Raw genomic sequence first — 17,006 nt, 5'->3', positions numbered from 1 at the left:
CCCGCACGGTATCACCTACGGACAGTACTACCACTATGCCTACCCCGTCACGGTCGACCGTTCACCGTCGAGCCGCGTCGCGTACCGATACGCTGCTCGACGACGACGGCACCCAGACGACCCGCAGTGAGATATGAGTCAAGTCGATAAGCAACTCGATACCCTGAAATCAGAGATCGAACAGGAAATTCCGAACGACATCACGGTCACCGACGTCAAATACGAGGGACCGGAGCTGGTCGTGTACACGCGCGACCCCAAGGATTTCGCCGGCGACGGCGACCTGATCCGTCGGCTCGCCTCCAAGCTTCGAAAGCGGATCACCGTCCGTCCGGACCCGAGCGCTCTCGCCCCACCGGCACGCGCCGAGGAGGAGGTTCGCTCGGTGATTCCGGAGGAGGCCGGCGTGACCGACCTCGATTTCCACGAGGACACCGGCGAGGTCGTCATCGAGGCCGAAAAGCCCGGCATGGTGATCGGTCGTCGCGGCTCGACGCTCCGCGAGATCACCCAGGAGGTCGGCTGGACTCCAGAAGTCGTTCGGACGCCCCCGATCGAGTCCTCCACCGTCTCGAACGTGCGCGGTTTCCTCAAAAACGAACGCGAGGAGCGCCGCGACATCCTCGAACGCGTCGGCAGACAGATCCACCGCGAGGAGATGTCCGACGACGAGTGGGTCCGGATCACGACGCTCGGCTGCTGTCGCGAGGTCGGCCGGGCTGCTTTCATCCTCTCGACGCCCGAAACGCGCGTGCTGATCGACTGCGGCGACAAGCCCGGTGCGGAAGGCGAGGTGCCCTATCTGCAGGTCCCCGAGGCGCTCGGTGCGGGCGCGGCGACCCTCGACGCCGTCGTGCTCACCCACGCCCACCTCGACCACTCGGCGCTGGTTCCCCTCCTGTTTAAATACGGCTACGACGGCCCGATCTACACGACGGAGCCCACCCGCGACCTGATGGGGCTGCTCACTCTCGACTACCTCGACGTCGCCGCCAAGGAGGGGCGCACGCCCCCCTACGAGTCGGCGCAGGTCCGCGACGCGATCAAACACACCATCCCGCTGGAGTACGGCGACGTGACCGACATCGCGCCGGACGTGAAGCTCACCTTCCACAACGCGGGTCACATCCTCGGCAGCGCGGTCACGCACTTTCACATCGGCGACGGCCTCTACAACGTCGCGTTCTCGGGCGACATCCACTACGACGACACCCGCCTGTTCAACGGCGCGGTCAACGACTTCCCGCGGGTCGAGACGCTCGTCTTGGAGTCCACCTACGGCGGCCGTAACGACTACCAGACCGATCAGGCCGACTCCGAGGAGGCGCTCAAGGAGGTCATCAACGAGACGTACGAGCAGGGCGGAAAAGTCGTCATCCCCGCGTTCGCCGTGGGGCGGTCTCAGGAGATCATGCTCGTCTTGGAGGAGGCGATGCGGAACGGCGACATCCCGGAGATGCCCGTCCACCTCGACGGGATGATCTGGGAGGCGACCGCGATCCACACCACCTACCCCGAGTACCTCCGGGACGACCTCCGCGACCGGATCTTCCACGACGACGAGAACCCGTTCCTCGCGGAGCAGTTCAACCACATCGACGCCGGCGAAGACGAGCGGCAGGACGTCGCCGACGGCGACGAGTGCATTATCATCTCCACCTCCGGGATGATCGAGGGCGGACCGATCATGTCGTGGCTCCGCCACATCGGCCCCGACCCGGACTCGAACCTCGTGTTCGTCGGGTACCAGGCGCAGGGAACGCTCGGTCGTCGGATCCAGAACGGTTGGGACGAGATCCCGGTTGACGGCTGGGGCGGCGGTAGCCGCGGCGACACGCTCACCCTGGAGATGGGGACCGAGGTCGTCGACGGCTTCTCCGGCCACGCCGACCGACAGGGGTTGGAGAACTTCGTGAAGACGATGAACCCGCGCCCCGAGAAGGTGCTGTGCGTCCACGGCGACGAGAGCTCCGTCCAAGACCTCTCGTCGGCGCTGTACCACGATTACAACATGCGGACGTTCGCGCCGAAGAACTTGGAGACCTTCCGGTTTAAGTAGAGCGGCGAGCGAACCGAGCGCCGCCCGCGGTCACGGCACCCGGCCACCTGACCTGTTGCGTTGAAGAGAGTTTTTAAGCGCCGCCGTGGCGACGGTCCGTTCATGCGCATTGCGCTCATCGCCCACGACGAGTTGAAAGACGAGATGGTCGAGTTCGTCACCGCTCACGCCGACGCGCTCGGCGAGTGCGAACTCGTCACGACCGGGACGACGGGGAAGCGTATCGCCGACGAGACGGGGCTAACGGTGGACCGGCAGGCGTCGGGGCCGTACGGCGGCGACCTCCAGATCGGCGGGATGATCGCCGACGACGTGATCGACGGCGTGGTCTTCCTCCGCGATCCGCTGACCGCGCAGGCCCACGAGCCGGACATCTCCGCGCTCTTGCGCGTCTGTGACGTGAAAGACATCCCGCTCGCGACGAACGTCGCGAGCGGTGAGCTGCTCGTCGAGGGACTCCTCGGCGACGCGTGATCGCGGGGCGACGATCGCTCGGCGGGTGCGAGCGCGCCGGCGTCGCGTCCCATCGCGTTGAGTATCAGGTCGGATAACCGACCCCGCGCCGTTTTTATCCGCCGGCACGTAGCCATCGCTGATGAGACACCGCTCCGGGACCAGCAGTGCTGGCTTCGCCGCGCTAGCGGTCGCGCTGCTGCTCGTCTCGGTGACCGTCGCAAGCGGACTGTTCGTCGCCGGTGCGGCAGCGACACCCGGCGGTAGTGACCCGACTGCGAGCGTCGCCTCGGGGGGCTCCTCCGACGTTCGGGTCGTTCCCCCGACACAGTGTTTCGCGGGTGAGGGGTACCCGATCTCGATCGGTGATCAGGGGCCCGCGATCAAGGCGATCATCCATCTCTCCGTGCTGACTGACCCGGCCGCCGGCAACGAGTTCGGGATCGAGGCGGCTGGGACCCTCGCCGGCGATCCGATCGTGACGCTCGGCGCCGGCGTGAGACTGACCGCTCGCGAGGCGCTCGCGAACGGTATCGACCCGTTCGCGGCGTTCGACGTGTTGTACGCCTACGAGCTTCAGTTCCCGATGTTCGCCGGATCGATCGACGACCCGGAGTACCGCGACGACGGCTCGCCGATCGATTCGAGCGCGGGCTCAGTGCCGTGTTAGGCCGTCGAAATCCCTTATAAATCGCCCCCGTCGCGGTCCGGGGGTGACTCGATACCTCGCACGATCCCCAGCAGCTCTCGGCGCGCGTCCGTCGGATTCCCTCCGGACGGATACGCCGACTCGTCGAGGGGATACGCACCTCCGCCGAGCAGGTATCCGCCCGCGACCCAGACCGCGATCAGCGCCTCGACCGGAACGCCTCGACCGCCGCCCGCGAAGCGCGCCACGCCGCGGAACGTCGAGAGCGTCGCCCGCGACGCGCTCGGGTCGTCGACCGATATCTCTCGGTCGCCGCGGTGGTCGATTTGCTCGATATCGCGCTCGGCGAGGCGGTCGCGGAACCCCGACCGAGCGTGTCGCTCGACGAGCGCGGTGAGGGCGGGATTCGGCGCGGTCGCCGGACGAATTCGTAGCCGACTCGCGAAACAGAACGGGCGTGGCGCCTCCGTCCCGGTGCGCTCGTACCGCACCGTACTCGCGTCGACCGAGACCGGACCGGCGGCGAACGCTCGTTCCGTGGTCTCGTCGACGTACCGCCAGCCGTCGAGTCGCTCGCGGGGGACGACGGGCGGGTCCATAGACGGCGTTTCTTCGCCGAAGTAATTAAAAGGGACGTGGCGATCGGCCGAAATCTGACGGCTCCGTGCGTTCAGTGGTCGTCCTCGCGCCACTTGTGCTCGCACTCGGTACAGACGAAAAAGCGGGTCTCGGACTCGTCGGCCGACCGGATCTGTTGCATGTACCAGTACGCCCGGTCGTTCCCGCATTCCGGACAGTGGGCCGTCGTCTTCGGGAGTCCCTTGTCCTCCGCGTCGCTCACGTCGATGACCTCCGATTCGACCTGCGATTCGGTGGTCCACTCGTTGTCACCGTCGTCGCGGCCGCTCTCGTGGCCGCAGGAGCCGCACACCCAGTGGTCCTCGCCCTCGCCGGACTTCATCATCGAGCCGCACTCGTCGCAGAACTTCATGGCGGAACCAACCGCGGATCCTATATAAACGGCGGGATCGCGGACGAACGGCGCCGTGTCGCGATCTGCTCCCACGGCGCCCACCGCTCTCAGATCCGATACTCGGGCGTCGACGTTTATCCGTCCTCCCGGTGTAGCGGGTCGCATGAACACTCCCGACCGCGCACAGAGCGAGGTGATCGGCGTCGTCCTCCTCTTAGGGCTCACGATCACCGCGGTCGGGATAACGGTCGGAGTCGGCTCGACCGCGCTCGGCGACGTCCAGTCGTCGGCCGACGTCCAGCGGATCGAGGGGGTGATGACGCAGGTCGACTCGAAAACCAGCCTCGTCGCGCACGGCGGGTCGACGAGCCAGCGCGTCCGGCTCGACCCCGGTCAGCGCGCTGACGTGCGCGTCGACGACGACGCGGGAGTCATGCGCATCGAGGTGGAGGCCGAAAACGCGACCGGCGATCTGGAAACGATGAGGAGGAACGTCACGCTCGGAGCCATCGTCTACGAGCGGGGCGACGACCGGGTCGCGTACCAGGGCGGCGGGGTCTGGCGGTCGAACGGCGACGGATCGTGGATGGTGTCCCCGCCCGAGTTCCACTACCGCGGCGACACGCTCACGCTCCCGCTCGTGACGATCGACGGGGCCAACGGGCGGCTCGGCGACGCGGCCGTCGTGACGGGCACGTCGACGCATCCGGAGGGGCTGTTCCCCTCCGAGAACACCTCGAACCCGCTGCTCGGCGGGAACGTGACGATCACGGTCGAGAGCGAGTACGCGGAGGCGTGGGGACGGTTCTTCGAGTCGCGTACGGCGGCGAACGTCACCCAGCTGTCCCCGACCGAGGTCCGCGTCGCGCTCCGGACGAAGACGATTCATCCCACGCTCAGCGCGAGCGTCTCCGCGGTCGGTAAGTCTCGGATCGACATGGGTGGGATCAAAACGCTGTACGCCGACAGCTACGACTCCGCCGACGGGCCGTACAACGCCTCGGACGCGAACGATGGCGCGACGGTCCAGACCACCGGTGAGTTCCGGCTCACGGCCGGCGGGGGCGGGAACACCAAGTCGGTCGAGATCCGCGGCGATGTCGTCGCGGAGTCGTACAACATCGCCCCCGGACAGGAAGACAAGCTGACCATCACCGGCGACAACCGGACCGACGACTCACTCGAAAGCGCGGATCCCATCTCCGGAGCGATAACCGAGCGGATGAATCGGGTCCGCGATCAGAACCTCGAATCGAACACCGTCTCGGGGTTCAACCTCAACGACGGGTCGGTCAAAAATATCGACAACGACACCTACGTGAACGGCGACATCTCGGTGTCGAACGGCAGTACCCTTCAGTTCACGGACGGAGCGACAGTTCACGTCAACGGGAAACTCGACGCGAGCGGAGACGGCAGCGTCGAGTTTATCGGCGACAACGACACCGGAACCACCGACGACATCGCGGTTCTCGTCGAGAGCAGCTTCTCGATGCAGGACCAGTCCACCCTCCACGCGAAGGGCGGGAACCGAAACAGGCTGTTCGTCGACGGCGCGGTCAGCGTTCGAGGCGACTCAGCGATCACGACCGCTGTTACCACCCGGTTCGAGCTGTACAACACCGGAAACGTCAACGTGGAAGATCAGGCACAGATAACCGCTGACGACGACGTGGCCGGAAACATGTGGCTGTACTCGAGCGGCGACGAGATCTTCTTCGAGGGTGATCAGGGAACCGGGATCGAGTTCACGGGCGTGATGTTCACGCCGACGAGCGACGTCGAACTCCACGACGAGATGCGGTTTAAGGGGTCGTTCACCTCTGGAAGCTTCGAATTCGAAACGGCCGATCTCAGCCTCCACTACGACGAGTCGCTCGCCGACCTCCAGCCGTTCGAAGGGGTTTCCGTCCCGGTGGTGAGCCACCTCCACGTCTCTCGACACCGGGTGACCGTCGAGAGCGACTAGCCGGGCATGGAGCCGGCACCGTCGCTCGGCGTTGCCCCGTCCAGATCACCGGTGTAGCCTGACGAGCCGAGCGACCTCGCGAACGTACACCGTCTCGTCGTGAGCCAGCTCCGCCACGGCGACGCCGTCGGCGCCGGCGGGGGTCGCATCGGAGACTCCGTCGGCGCGGTCGAAGTAGCGCGCCCACGCGTCCGGGTGATCGGTCTCGACCCAGAGGTACAGCGTCTCGCCGCTCGCGGCCCCGAAGCGCGTCGTCTCCGAGTCGACGTTCGGGCTCTCGACCACCGTGATCTGGACGGTTCCGTCGCCAGCGACGCGCTCGTCTCCGTCACCGCGAACCAGCGCGACGATCGGCAGCGTCGTCCGACCGCCCGCGGCGACGAATCGGGGCTCGGACAACATCACGGAGCCGCCGCCGTCGCCGCGGACCAGCGCGCCGGCCTCGTAGGCGACCGTCGTCTCTCCCTCTCGGTACGCGACGGATCTCGAGGTCCACTCGGCGAGCGTGCCGTTCGCGACGTCGCTGGAATTGCTGGTGTTCGCGAGCGCGAACCGCGTCTTCCCCTCGATCGAGAGGCTACCGCCGGCCAACCGAATCTCCGTCGCCCGGTTGGGATCGCCGTACCGCTGAACGTCTCGGAGGTTGTCGTCGAGTACGTCGAACGCGCGCTCGACGTTGGCGACGCGCTCGGCCTCCTGCCGGTCTTCCACGCCCGTGATCCCGACTGCGAACACCGTGCCGATGGATATCGTGATCAGCGAGAACACGAGGATGTAGCCGACGACGTCGCTCACTCCGCGGTCGTCATCAGCGAGCGGAGAGATGCCGCCGACCGAGACCGTCCGGTCCCGCCGCCGACTCATCGCTCTGTCACCTCCAACTGTCCGGTCGAGCCGTCGTATCGGATCCGGATCGGGCCGCCTCGGACGTTCGACTCCTCGACCGGGAGAGCCACGGTGTGGGTGATCTCGCCGATTGCGTCCGGGTTGTCGGTCCGAAGCGTCACACTCTGATTGTCGACCGCGATCCGATAGGGCCGGCCGGCGATCCGGGTGGGCAGGTCGACGGCGACGGCGACCGTCGGGGCGTCGGTGCCGTCGGGGCGGTCGACCTCCGCCGCGCGGGCGATCCGGTCCGCGCTTTCGAGGTTCGCGACGGCGGTCTGTCCGACCACGGCGAGGTCGCCCCTGACGACCCGGTCCGTCTGGCCGTCGATGACGCCGCCAATCCCGATGACGACTCCGGAGAGGAGCATCGCGCCGATCGCGAGCGTCAGGACGTAGCCGACGGTGACGCTGACGGCGCGGTCGTCGCCGGCGAACCTTGGTCGCTCGCCGCCCGCGCGCTCACGCATCGGGCTCACCCGGGGCGACCCGGATCGTGGTCTCGAATCGGAGTTCAGCGGTCCGGTAGCGGAGGTCGATCCGCGCGTCGTACACTGCCGGCGTCGCCGTCAGGTCCGAGTCGACGGAGTCTCCCGTGGTGGGGCGCGCGGTTGCAGTCACTGTGCCGTTCGCCGCATCGGTTCGTTCGAGGGTCACGTTGTAGGGGGTTCCCAGTGCCCCGCCGCTCGAGGCCCAGAGCCCCGGACAGCGCTCGTTGCCGAGCCTCCCGCCGGTCAGATCGACGGCGACGGGACTGGTGGCGGACGTCGAGCAGATGACCGTCGGATCGCTCCCGTTTTCGCCGACGGCGACGGTGACGTTGCTGTCGGTGTCGTTGTACACGTACACCTCCCGCGTCTCATTGGTACCGTCGTCGAACGCAATATAAAAGGCGTCCGACGCCGCCCCGCCCGCGTCCGTCGACGCGAGGGAGTCCCGGTTGACCTCGGCGACGAACCCCCGCGTTTGGGCGACATCGGCGGCGAGGGTCGCATTCGAGTCGCCGGTACCGTTCGCGGTGAGGTTCCCCGTCACGTAGCTTCCGTTCCGCATCGACGAGGTGTTGCCCGTGACGTGAGTCACCCCGCCACGATCGGCGTACGCACGGGCAACGTGCGCGTCGAGCTCGGCGATACCGTCGGCGACCGCCGTGACCGCCGCGTCGTGGTCCGCAGGCCGGTTCCGATTCGTCCCGTCGATCAGCTTTCCGGTCTCTTCGACCGCGGCCGCGCGGACCTCCAGCACCTCCCCGTCTGCCGCCTCGATCCCGCGAGTCGCGACGTTCTCGCTGTAGATGCTCGCGTTCAACAACACCACGAGCGCCACAAGCGAGACGGCCACGACGAGCCCGGAAACCAACAGGAGCTGCCCGCGGTCCGCGTCGCGAAACCGGTGACTGCCACGGGAGTCGTCGTCGCCGGACGGACCGCCGCCGTGACGGGGCTCGTCGCGGGAGCCGTCGGACGCCCCGGGGATCATAGCTGCCATACGACGATGCGCACCTCCATTCGGTCGTAAATCGCGCCGCTGCCGGCGTCGACCGCGTAGAACTCGCCGGAAGCTGATCCGTCGGAGAGCGCCCGCAGCGTCGTGTTCTCGTGTCCCGGCGCGGTCAGGTTCGCGTCGTCGGTCAGGACGATCGTGCGCGTCGCCGTCACGGCGTTGTCGCTCGGCGAACCCATGTTCACCAGCAGCGTCTGGTCCTCGTTGCCCGGTCCGTGTCGGATATAAACGTTGAACGCGGTCCGTCGCTCGCCGAAGGTCGCGTTCAGCGTCTCGCCGAACGCGTTTGGCGGACCACCACCCGTAAAGTAGCTCGGACTCCGGCTGTCGGTGAACGTCTCGTTCACCGGATCCCAGCGGAGCAGGGCGGCCTCGAGGTCGCCGTTCGCCGCGCTCGTCTCCAACAAGTCGTTTGCGACCGCCCGCTGCTGGTTCTCTAGGTGCTGGTTCGACGTGCTGGCCGACAGCGGGGTCACCGCCGTCGCCTGCAGTGCGAAGGTGAGCCCGGCGACGATCAGGATCGCCGCCGCGAACGCCTCCAGCGTGTGCGCCTGCGCGCGGTCCTCGTCGCGGAACATCGTCACCACACCCACACCGTGAGCCGATACTGCGTCCCCTCGATCGAGACGAGTCGCTGCGAGACGCTGACGCCGCCGCGATCGACGCGGACCGGGTCAGTCGTACTGCGGCGCAGTTCGACGGTCTGGGAACCGTACTCCGTGTCTACCGAGACGGTCGACGCGTTGCCGACCGGGGCCGCCTCGCCTATCGCGTGGACGACGACGAGCACGTCGTCGTCGAGCCCGAACTCCGCGGCCGTGTCGTTTGCGGTTCCGGCCGGACAGTTGGCCGTCTCGGCGAGGGTGGCGTTCCCTTCCTCGCCCTCGAAGTAGGCGACCGTACACGCCGGGGACAACACGCCCGGCTCCGTCGGCGACGCCGCGAGCAGGTCGCCGGCGAGCCCTGCGGCGACCCGATCGCTCACCACCGGCGAGGCGGTCGACGCCGCTGAAAAGGGGTCGAACAGCGTCGGGACGAAGGCGATCACAAAGGCGAGCGCCAACAGGAACACGCCCGCGCCGACCGCGAAGTCGATCGGGGTCTGGGCGCGGACGCCCGTCGAGGGCGGGCCGCCGCTCGACGCGGTGCGTCTACCCCACATAGATCCACACTCCCAGCGCGAGCGTCATCAGGACCACGGCGAACTTGACGCCGGAGATGATGTCCGCGTTGCGGATGTACCCGCTGATAAACCCGGAGAGAATCGCCTGCAGCGTCACGGCGTGAAAGAACAGGAGCGAGAGCACGTCGGGATCGACGCCGCCGCCGCCCCCGAAGCCGGCGCCGCCTGCGCCCCCGGCCGCCCCGCCGTCCGCCTGCGACGAGAGCCCGCCCATCACGTCGATGAACTGCGTCTGGAGGATCGCCATCACGCCCAGCAGGGTGACGTACGTCATCACGATGATCGCCACCTGCATCCGGGTCTGGGAGATCCGGTCGCGCTCGATGTCGTCCTGGTTCTCGGAGGCCTGTGCAGCCGTGGTCAGCACGTCCGTGATCTGTGAGGAGGCCTCCTGGGCCTCCGAGATGAGCTTCACCGTCCGGGAGAGCCGCGGAACCGCATACTTGTTGTTGAACTCCACCAGAGCGTCCCGCAGGCTCATCCCGTAGTTCACCTTCGCGTGGACCACCTCGAACTCCTCGGCGAGCTTCCCGGTCGACGTCTCGGAGACGGTCTCCACCGATTCGAGCAGCGTCTGTCCGGTGTCGTTCGCCGACGAGAGCTTCCGCAGGCTCTCCGAAAGCTTCCCCGTGATCGCCCGCTTGGACCGCTGGCTCCACTCGTGGAACACGGCGAGCGGCGCCATCACGAGGTACGCGGGGACGTACACCCAGACGAACGTCGACCACACCGGGCGGTCCACCCACCCCTCGAATGTCGTCGGCGCGCTCCCCGAGGCGACCGTGACGCCGACGATGACCATCGCAGTCGGGACGGTCAACGCGAGCGTGTACAGCGGGTTGTCACGCAGGAACAGGTGCGGCGCGGAGACGATCTGTTTGGTCTTGTACGTCCCCTCGCGGTTCCGGATTCGGTCGAAGACGCCGAATTGGCCGACGAACCCCTCGATCAGCCCGAAGTGGAGCAGTCCCTCTTGGCTGGTCTGTCGAAGCCGCTCGCTTCCCCCGTCCGGGTGGAGGTAGCCGTCGCCGGGCTCGTCCTGCTTGACGGTGGAGACGAGGACGAGAAAGCCCACACCGGTCAGCGGGATGAGGGCGTACACGGTCGCGTACAGCAGGCGCTCGTCGGACTCGCCCATCATCCCCATGATGACGAGGATGATGATGAGAAGGAGGGGGAAAAGCGAGAGCGTCATGTACATCTCGCCGAACAGCTCCAGCGTCTCCAAGGTCATCTCGCGCTCCTGTTTCGAGGTGCGGAGGTGTTTCTCTTTTTTATCCTTCAGAAAGCTTTCCATATCGCCGCCGGAGTTGACGATCGAGAGCATATCCGCGAGGAACTGCGAGAGCTCGTCGGAGGGCGTCTCGATCGACTGTTGGCGGATCGCATTCCGGTAGTCGGTGCCGAAGTACTCGGTCTCGTTGACGATGCTCTGGAACTCTCGGGACACCTCGCCGTAGGTGTCCTCTGCCTTCGCCATCGCGCGTAGGATCTCGAGCTGGTTGAGGCCGCCGACCGACAGCGCGTACATGAACGAGACGGAGTCCGCGAGCAGGAGGTTGATCTCGCGTTTCCGCGAGGACGCCTGTGAGTAGGGGATCGCCACTACGCCGCCGAAGCCGATCGCAAATCCGATGGATCCGAACACGAGGCCGCTGACGAGGACCGCAGCCGGCACGACGAGCGACCGCAGTACCTCTTGAACCGCCGGCGTGGGAGCGGGCACACCGAGCGAGAGCGCGGCTGGATCGATCAGCCCGATCGAGAACACGCCGTAGCCGATCAGCGTCCCAAGCGCCCAGAGGGTTCCGCCCACGAGCAGGCCGACGCCCAGTGCCTTGGAGACGTACATCTCCACCTGATCCGGCATCCGCGCCTCCGCGAGCTTGCGCTCCACGTCGCCCACGAAGTCGCCGTCCGGATCGAAGAGCAGCTCGAACACCGGGTAGAACAGCTCCGCGAGGAGGTTCTCGTCGACGGAGCCGCCGCCGACGCCCGTGTCGAGGCTCACGCGCTCCACCCCGTTCGGACCATGCGGCTACCGCTCCTCCGGGGACTCGACGGTCCCGAATCCCCAGTCATCGATATCGTCGACGCCCTCCTTGGCGTCCGATTCCTCATCACTGTCGCCGGGATCGTTGTCGTCGTCGGCTTCGGTGTCGCCGGGATCGTTGCCGTCATCGGCTTTTCCGTCTCCGATCTGAGCCTCGATATCCGCCGCTTCGGCCCCGTTTTCGGAGTCGGACGCGCCCGCGTCCGACTGCAGTACGTCGATCCCCTCGTCGAACGGCTCGTCGAAGTCGATCCCATCGGTTGCGTCCCGCTCATCGGTTGCGTCGCCTCCGTCCCCGGTCGCTCCCGAATCGGGACCGGACTCGGAGCCGTCGTCAGCTTCGGCCCCGTCAAGCGGGTCAGTCGGGGACACTCCGAACCCTTGATTCGGCGGCGTCGCGTCGGCGACGCCCTCGAAGGCGTCGTGGGAAACCGGTGTCTGCGTCTCGGTTCTGTCAGTGGTGTCGGGCGTGTCCGGCGCCTCGGTCGTCTCATCATCGCGTCTCTCGTCGTCGGGACCGTCTCCGTTCTCTCTCATCTCGCCGATCTCGATCGCCTCGTCGGCCACCTGCGAGAGCGCCTCGCGGCCGGTGCCGGACTCCGCTTCCACGTCAGCGACAGGCGCAACGTCGAGGAGGGCGTCGGCGACGGAGTCGGGCATCCGACCGCGGTACTCCGCGAACAGGTCATCGGCCTCCGCCAAGATTTGCTCCACCTCCTCGCGGCCCGCCTCGTCGGGGTCGGGGCGCGGTACCATCTCCTCTTTGTCGCGGTCGACGTTGATCAGCACCGATTCCATCTCGCGGAGGTCCTCCAGCGACCGCTCCAGTTCCTCGTTCGCCATCAGCGCGAGTACCGTCTCCGGGTCGTTGATGAACGCCTGGAACGTCGCCGCCACCTGCGCGTAGCTGTTGAGGCCCCGGTCGATGAGATACGCCAACACGACGCGACGCTTCTGGAGCTCGTCGTCGAGGGTCTCACGGCCCCAGCCGCGGTCGAACATGATGTCTTCTAACGTGTTCGAGTCACCCATCTGGAGGAACTCGTCGGTCTCCGCCTGCCACTGGAACACGTCTTGAACGTTGATTTCGTCGTTCTCGGCGTCGTAGTGGTTGATCTCGGTCAGCGACTTGTTCCGGCGCACCTTCTTGCCTTGCACCCGCGTCGAGGTCTGGACGGAGACCAGATCGAGCGCGGTGAACATCGTCTTCGAGACGTTGATCGGATCGGTGGTGAACCGCTTGAGCACCTCGCCGACGGTGTCGGCGTGGAACGTGGTGTAGGTGGTGTGCCCGGTCGACATCACCTGGAAAGCCGTGCGGCCCTCCTCGCCGCGGATCTCGCCCATCACGATGTAGTCGGGACGCTGCCGGAGCGCGGCCTCCAGCAGGTCGAACTCGTCGATATCGCCCTTGTCGTCGTCGGTGAAAGAGGGGCGCGTGACCGAGGCGATCCAGTTGCGCTGGGGAAGTTCGACCTCGCGGGTGTCCTCGATCGAGACGATTTTCGCGTTCGAGGGGATAAAGAGGGAGACGGCGTTCAGGCTCGTCGTCTTTCCGGAGGCGGTGCCGCCCGCGAAGATCAGGCTCTTGTGGTTCTCGATCGAGAGCCAGAGGAAGGCCATCTCGTCGAGCGAGAACGTCTTCCAGTTGATCAGATCGATCGGCGTGAACGGGATTTCGTTGAACTGCCGGATCGTGTAGTTGGTCCCGTGATCCGACACCTCGCGACCGAGCGTGAGCTGGGCGCGGGAGCCGTCCGGGAGGGTCGCGTCCACCTGCGGGCGCCGCTTCGAGATCCCCTTTCCGGAGCGCTGGGCGAGTTTCACGACGAAGTCGTCGAGCTCGTCGGTCTCGTGGTAGACGTTGCTGATGATCTGCTCGTAGTCGGAGTGGTAGACGAAGACGGGGGAGTTGTACCCGTCACAGGAGATATCCTCGACGTTGATGTCGTACTTGATCGGGTCGATGCGCTCGTAGCCGATGAAGTCGCGCTTGAGGTAGTACAGCAGCTTCTCGACTTGATGTTCCGAGAGCGTCTCCGAGTCCTCCGCGAGCACCGCGGGCTCGGGGCGGGCGAGTATCTTCGCCGGCGCCGACTCTGCGTCCGACTCCGTCGGCGGCTCGTACCCGAGCGATTCGCTGATCCGACCGGCGATCCCCTCCGTGAGATCGAAGCCGAAGCGGTCGACGAGATCGTCCACGACGTCGTCGACGGCGCTTCTGTCGTCCCCGTCGTCGCGCTTGTAGAGGTCGTATCGATCGAGCAGCGTCAGCGTCTCGTCGACGATCACGCCCTCGCGGAACGCCTCGTCGCCGCCCGCGATCGACTCGTCGGCGTACTTGATCGAAGTCCGGAGCTTCCCGGTGAGGAACTCGACGAGATCGGTCTCGATCTCCGTCCGGTACGGCTGGACCGCGTAGTACTTCACCTCATTTTCCTTCGTCGACCGGAAGACGATCACGAACGCGTACGGCTTGTTCACCCAGTACCGCTCGATCTCGCGGAAGTGGCGCTTCTTCGGCATCGGTACCGCCTTCTCCAAGTCGTACCGGTTCGCGAGCGTGGTGTCGCCTTCGTCCGTCGAGAAGAACGCGTCCTCGTCGACCTCCGGGTTCACGTCGACCGTGCGCTCGTCGACCAGCTCGGCGAGGTCGGCCGCGGCGCTTCCGCCCGCCCCGAGCAGTTCCTCGGTCCGATCGGGATCGAACCCCAGCGCCTCGACCTTGTCGTCGTGCGTGAACTCCAGCGGCTTCGCTTCCCCCTCCTCGTTCTCCTCGGTCGGGGGGTTCCCTTCCTCGTCGAGGAAGTACTCGTCGCGGTAGTCGTCCCACGTGTAGTACCCCTTGAGCACCGGCACCTCGTAGAGGTTGTACCGGGCCGAACACAGGTCCCAGAGAACGTCTCCCACCGCCGCGGCCGCGCCGACTCGGAACCCGGTCTCCGAGGGATCGAACCCGAGGAACTCGCTCGGGTCGACGTCGACCTGCGACCATTCCTCGTCAGTCGGTGCGCGGCGCGGTACCAACTCCACGTCGGCGCTCGCGGCGACCACGATGCCGGTGACGCCCGCGCCGTCGACCGCGATGCCGGGGTGATCCTCCGGCTCGTCCGGTACCTCGCGATCGCTTTCGGCCGGTTCGTCGGCTGCTTCGTCGGTCGTTTCTACCGGGTTGTCGTCTCCGGTGACCCCAGCGCTTTCATCCTCGTCGCCTTCGCCCCCATCTTCATCGTCGCCGTTCTCCTCCTCGTCGCTCTCGTCCCCCTCCGCGGTCGACGTCCCGGCGGGGACGACGGCCGCGCCGCTGAGGACGACGTGGTCGGGGCCGATGACGACGGTACCCGCCTCGGGGGTCCCGTGTCCCGGAACGTTGGTGTCGCCGTCGGCCTCATACGGGTCGTCGACGCCGGAGGCTCGGACGACCCGATCGACGCCCCCTTGGAAGTGCGCATCGACGGCGGTTGCTGGGATGATCGGCTCCTCGCCGATGTCGGCGTACAGCTCTCCCGCGGCGTCATCACGGCCGCGGTCGCGGAGGAACGAGCGCCACGAGTACCGCCCCATCGACACCGGGGGATCGGACGCCGGCGATCCCACCGTCTCGTCGGGCGAGAGGGGCGAACGCTCGGCGTCCTCGGTTGCCATGATTACAGCAACAGTTCGGTCGTTGAAAAAGGTGTCTCGCAAAAACCCGCGACTGATAATCCCCGGGGAGAGGGCGGCTTTTAGGTTATCGCGGTCGAAACAGACCGTGTGACTCGCTCCGACGCCTCCGGCGGGCTCCGGTCGCTCGGTCGGCTCCGGCGCGCGCCGGTCCGGCGACGCGTCCGCGACGCGATCGCCGAGGAACTGCTCGGCACCCCGCAGAGCCTCGCCGTCGTGTTCGGCTTCACCGCCTTCATGCTCGCGGTCGGCGCCGGGTACTACGCGCCGACCGCCGACGAGGTACCGGTCCCGCTGTGGCCCCTGTACGCGGACTCGGCCGTCGCGGTCGCGCTCGGCGGGATCGCCCTTTTAAGCCTCGTTCCGACGGTCCGCCGTGGGGAGTCTGTGACCGACGCCTCGACCTCGCGCGGGCTCGCCTACCTCCAGACCGTCGCGTTCGTCTGGCTGGTCCAGTTCGGGCTCTGGCCGCTCGTCTCGCTGAACCTCGCGTTCGGCGCCTACGTCGCGGCTCCCGACGCGTGGATCTACTACTGGGGCGTCCTCGGAACGCACCTGCTGTTCGTCGGACTCGCGCTGCTGTTCCCGGCGTTCGGCCGGACGACGCGGGGGGCGCTCGTGCTGGCGCTGACGCTCGTCGTCGTCAACGTCGCCGTCGACTACGGCGTCGGCTACCACCCGCCCCTCCTGTACGAGCCGACCCTCTTGCTGGCGGGCGCGACGCTCGCGATCGGCGTCGGGTCGGTGTGGCTCGCGAACCGATCGTTCCGGCGGCTCGATGAGGATCTATAAAGGGCAGAGGCGAAAGCAGGCACGGCGGGATCCTCGCGAGCGAACGGAGTGAGCGAGCGTGGAGCCAGTCGCGCCGGTGACTGAGCAGTAGCGAAGGAACGGGCGCGACGGGATTCGAACCTCAGTCACTTCGCTCGCTGCGCTCGCTTCGTTCCCTGCTTCGAATCCCGCTTGTGCCGCTACTGCTCACTTCGTTCGCAGATAGCGGGCACGGCGGGATTCGAACCCGCGATCGAGAGGTTAGGAACCTCTCGCCCTGTCCGCTAGGCCACGCGCCCACGGCGGGTAGAGAGCGAAGAAAACGCCGCTACGGGGATCGGTCGGCGCCGCGGGGTCGACTATACGCTGGTTTCTTTTTCAGTCTCGGTTTCGAACTCGTCGTCCTCGTCGTCGATCGTCGAGTCGGCCTCGATTGGCGCCTCGTCCTCGTCGCCCTGCATCTGCTGTAGTTCGTCCTCGACCTCTTCGCGTCCCTTCTTGAACTCGCCCATTGCCTGACCGGTGGACCGAGCGAGCTTCGGAATCTTGTTCGCCCCGAACAACAGGACTAACACGAGCAGGATGATGAGGAGCTCCGGGCCCGCCGGAATGCCGCCGATCAGTGGTATCGCACTTGCCATCTCTACACGACCGTAGCTCTCTGGCGACTATAGTCTTTTTGCCTCGTTGAGACACCCACAGGTGGCGCCTGAGCGCTTCCGACCCCTCCGGTTGTGCCGGTTTCGCATTGACGGAGATTGCATCGGATTTATCAGCGGACAAGGCGAATACCCCGAGGCTTGACCTCGGGGATGAAGCCGACAAATCGTGATACAAACCATTAA

The 17,006-nt window shown here is 66.6% G+C and carries 15 protein-coding genes and 1 tRNA gene; 5 read left to right on the top strand and 11 right to left on the bottom strand.

The window, feature by feature from the left end; all coding sequences use genetic code 11:
* Positions 1-133: 133 nt before the first annotated feature.
* The 3 genes from ACNS88_RS02765 to ACNS88_RS02755 all read left to right on the top strand — a co-directional run bounded on the left by ACNS88_RS02765 (position 134) and on the right by ACNS88_RS02755 (position 3,182).
* Complete coding sequence (locus ACNS88_RS02765; RefSeq protein WP_435093682.1) at positions 134-2,059, top strand: beta-CASP ribonuclease aCPSF1; 1,926 nt, start codon at positions 134-136, stop codon at positions 2,057-2,059.
* A 102-nt stretch (positions 2,060-2,161) separates the two neighbouring features.
* Positions 2,162-2,533: a methylglyoxal synthase gene (locus ACNS88_RS02760; RefSeq protein WP_435093680.1), complete on the top strand. Its 372-nt coding sequence runs from the start codon at positions 2,162-2,164 to the stop codon at positions 2,531-2,533.
* 121 nt (positions 2,534-2,654) lie between these two features.
* Positions 2,655-3,182 (top strand): DUF7332 family protein, encoded by a 528-nt coding sequence (locus tag ACNS88_RS02755; protein WP_435093678.1) that lies wholly within the window; start codon positions 2,655-2,657, stop codon positions 3,180-3,182.
* 14 nt (positions 3,183-3,196) lie between these two features.
* On the opposite strand, the gene ACNS88_RS02750 is transcribed toward ACNS88_RS02755, so the two are convergent.
* Both ACNS88_RS02750 and ACNS88_RS02745 read right to left on the bottom strand, forming a co-directional pair.
* Complete coding sequence (locus tag ACNS88_RS02750) at positions 3,197-3,760, bottom strand: DUF6517 family protein (RefSeq protein ID WP_435093676.1); 564 nt, start codon at positions 3,758-3,760, stop codon at positions 3,197-3,199.
* Between the two features lie 71 nt (positions 3,761-3,831).
* On the bottom strand, positions 3,832-4,152 hold the full coding sequence (locus ACNS88_RS02745; RefSeq protein WP_435093674.1) for a transcription factor S: 321 nt from the start codon (positions 4,150-4,152) through the stop codon (positions 3,832-3,834).
* 145 nt (positions 4,153-4,297) lie between these two features.
* Between ACNS88_RS02745 and ACNS88_RS02740 the strand changes: the two genes are divergently transcribed.
* A complete protein-coding gene (locus tag ACNS88_RS02740; RefSeq protein WP_435093672.1) occupies positions 4,298-6,103 on the top strand; it encodes a DUF7289 family protein in 1,806 nt (601 codons plus the stop codon).
* Positions 6,104-6,148: 45 nt separating this feature from the next.
* Here the strand turns inward: ACNS88_RS02740 and ACNS88_RS02735 are convergent, their stop codons facing one another.
* From ACNS88_RS02735 to ACNS88_RS02705, 7 genes are read right to left on the bottom strand one after another with little or no spacing between them, the layout of a single operon-like run.
* On the bottom strand, positions 6,149-6,967 hold the full coding sequence (locus ACNS88_RS02735; protein ID WP_435093670.1) for a DUF7289 family protein: 819 nt from the start codon (positions 6,965-6,967) through the stop codon (positions 6,149-6,151).
* Positions 6,964-7,458, bottom strand: a complete 495-nt coding sequence (locus ACNS88_RS02730) for a DUF7266 family protein (protein ID WP_435093668.1) — start codon at positions 7,456-7,458, stop codon at positions 6,964-6,966. The genes ACNS88_RS02735 and ACNS88_RS02730 overlap by 4 nt, the downstream gene beginning before the upstream one ends.
* Entirely contained in the window at positions 7,451-8,476 is a 1,026-nt protein-coding gene (locus ACNS88_RS02725) for a DUF7261 family protein (RefSeq protein WP_435093666.1), read from the bottom strand. The genes ACNS88_RS02730 and ACNS88_RS02725 overlap by 8 nt, the downstream gene beginning before the upstream one ends.
* Positions 8,464-9,069: a DUF7288 family protein gene (locus ACNS88_RS02720; protein WP_435093664.1), complete on the bottom strand. Its 606-nt coding sequence runs from the start codon at positions 9,067-9,069 to the stop codon at positions 8,464-8,466. Before ACNS88_RS02720 ends, ACNS88_RS02725 begins: the two co-directional genes overlap by 13 nt.
* 2 nt (positions 9,070-9,071) lie before the next feature.
* The gene (locus tag ACNS88_RS02715) at positions 9,072-9,653 is read right to left on the bottom strand and encodes a DUF7287 family protein (RefSeq protein ID WP_435093662.1); all 582 of its coding nucleotides are present in this window, start codon (positions 9,651-9,653) and stop codon (positions 9,072-9,074) included.
* Entirely contained in the window at positions 9,643-11,685 is a 2,043-nt protein-coding gene (locus ACNS88_RS02710; protein WP_435093660.1) for a type II secretion system F family protein, read from the bottom strand. Before ACNS88_RS02710 ends, ACNS88_RS02715 begins: the two co-directional genes overlap by 11 nt.
* A gap of 27 nt (positions 11,686-11,712) precedes the next feature.
* A complete protein-coding gene (locus ACNS88_RS02705) occupies positions 11,713-15,372 on the bottom strand; it encodes an ATPase, T2SS/T4P/T4SS family (RefSeq protein ID WP_435093658.1) in 3,660 nt (1,219 codons plus the stop codon).
* Positions 15,373-15,480: 108 nt separating this feature from the next.
* On the opposite strand from ACNS88_RS02705, the gene ACNS88_RS02700 reads away from it, so the two are divergent.
* The gene (locus tag ACNS88_RS02700; protein WP_435093656.1) at positions 15,481-16,182 is read left to right on the top strand and encodes a DUF1405 domain-containing protein; all 702 of its coding nucleotides are present in this window, start codon (positions 15,481-15,483) and stop codon (positions 16,180-16,182) included.
* A gap of 205 nt (positions 16,183-16,387) precedes the next feature.
* On the opposite strand, the gene ACNS88_RS02695 is transcribed toward ACNS88_RS02700, so the two are convergent.
* Both ACNS88_RS02695 and ACNS88_RS02690 read right to left on the bottom strand, forming a co-directional pair.
* Positions 16,388-16,460, bottom strand: a tRNA-Arg gene (locus ACNS88_RS02695).
* Between the two features lie 60 nt (positions 16,461-16,520).
* A complete protein-coding gene (locus tag ACNS88_RS02690) occupies positions 16,521-16,802 on the bottom strand; it encodes a Sec-independent protein translocase subunit TatA/TatB (RefSeq protein WP_435093654.1) in 282 nt (93 codons plus the stop codon).
* Positions 16,803-17,006 lie beyond the last annotated feature (204 nt).

This window comes from Halorubrum shenae, assembly GCF_051194165.1.
GTDB lineage: Archaea > Halobacteriota > Halobacteria > Halobacteriales > Haloferacaceae > Halorubrum.
This window is presented reverse-complemented; position numbering and strand designations above follow the sequence as displayed.

Excerpts from the sequence above, each read along its gene's own strand:
- ACNS88_RS02735 (WP_435093670.1), bottom strand. The coding sequence starts at position 6,967 with ATGAGTCGGCGGCGGGACCGGACGGTCTCGGTCGGCGGCATCTCTCCG.
- ACNS88_RS02765 (WP_435093682.1), top strand. The coding sequence starts at position 134 with ATGAGTCAAGTCGATAAGCAACTCGATACCCTGAAATCAGAGATCGAA.
- ACNS88_RS02745 (WP_435093674.1), bottom strand. The coding sequence starts at position 4,152 with ATGAAGTTCTGCGACGAGTGCGGCTCGATGATGAAGTCCGGCGAGGGC.
- ACNS88_RS02705 (WP_435093658.1), bottom strand. The coding sequence starts at position 15,372 with ATGGCAACCGAGGACGCCGAGCGTTCGCCCCTCTCGCCCGACGAGACG.
- ACNS88_RS02755 (WP_435093678.1), top strand. The coding sequence starts at position 2,655 with ATGAGACACCGCTCCGGGACCAGCAGTGCTGGCTTCGCCGCGCTAGCG.
- ACNS88_RS02750 (WP_435093676.1), bottom strand. The coding sequence starts at position 3,760 with ATGGACCCGCCCGTCGTCCCCCGCGAGCGACTCGACGGCTGGCGGTAC.
- ACNS88_RS02740 (WP_435093672.1), top strand. The coding sequence starts at position 4,298 with ATGAACACTCCCGACCGCGCACAGAGCGAGGTGATCGGCGTCGTCCTC.
- ACNS88_RS02730 (WP_435093668.1), bottom strand. The coding sequence starts at position 7,458 with ATGCGTGAGCGCGCGGGCGGCGAGCGACCAAGGTTCGCCGGCGACGAC.
- ACNS88_RS02715 (WP_435093662.1), bottom strand. The coding sequence starts at position 9,653 with ATGTGGGGTAGACGCACCGCGTCGAGCGGCGGCCCGCCCTCGACGGGC.
- ACNS88_RS02725 (WP_435093666.1), bottom strand. The coding sequence starts at position 8,476 with ATGGCAGCTATGATCCCCGGGGCGTCCGACGGCTCCCGCGACGAGCCC.
- ACNS88_RS02690 (WP_435093654.1), bottom strand. The coding sequence starts at position 16,802 with ATGGCAAGTGCGATACCACTGATCGGCGGCATTCCGGCGGGCCCGGAG.
- ACNS88_RS02760 (WP_435093680.1), top strand. The coding sequence starts at position 2,162 with ATGCGCATTGCGCTCATCGCCCACGACGAGTTGAAAGACGAGATGGTC.
- ACNS88_RS02720 (WP_435093664.1), bottom strand. The coding sequence starts at position 9,069 with ATGTTCCGCGACGAGGACCGCGCGCAGGCGCACACGCTGGAGGCGTTC.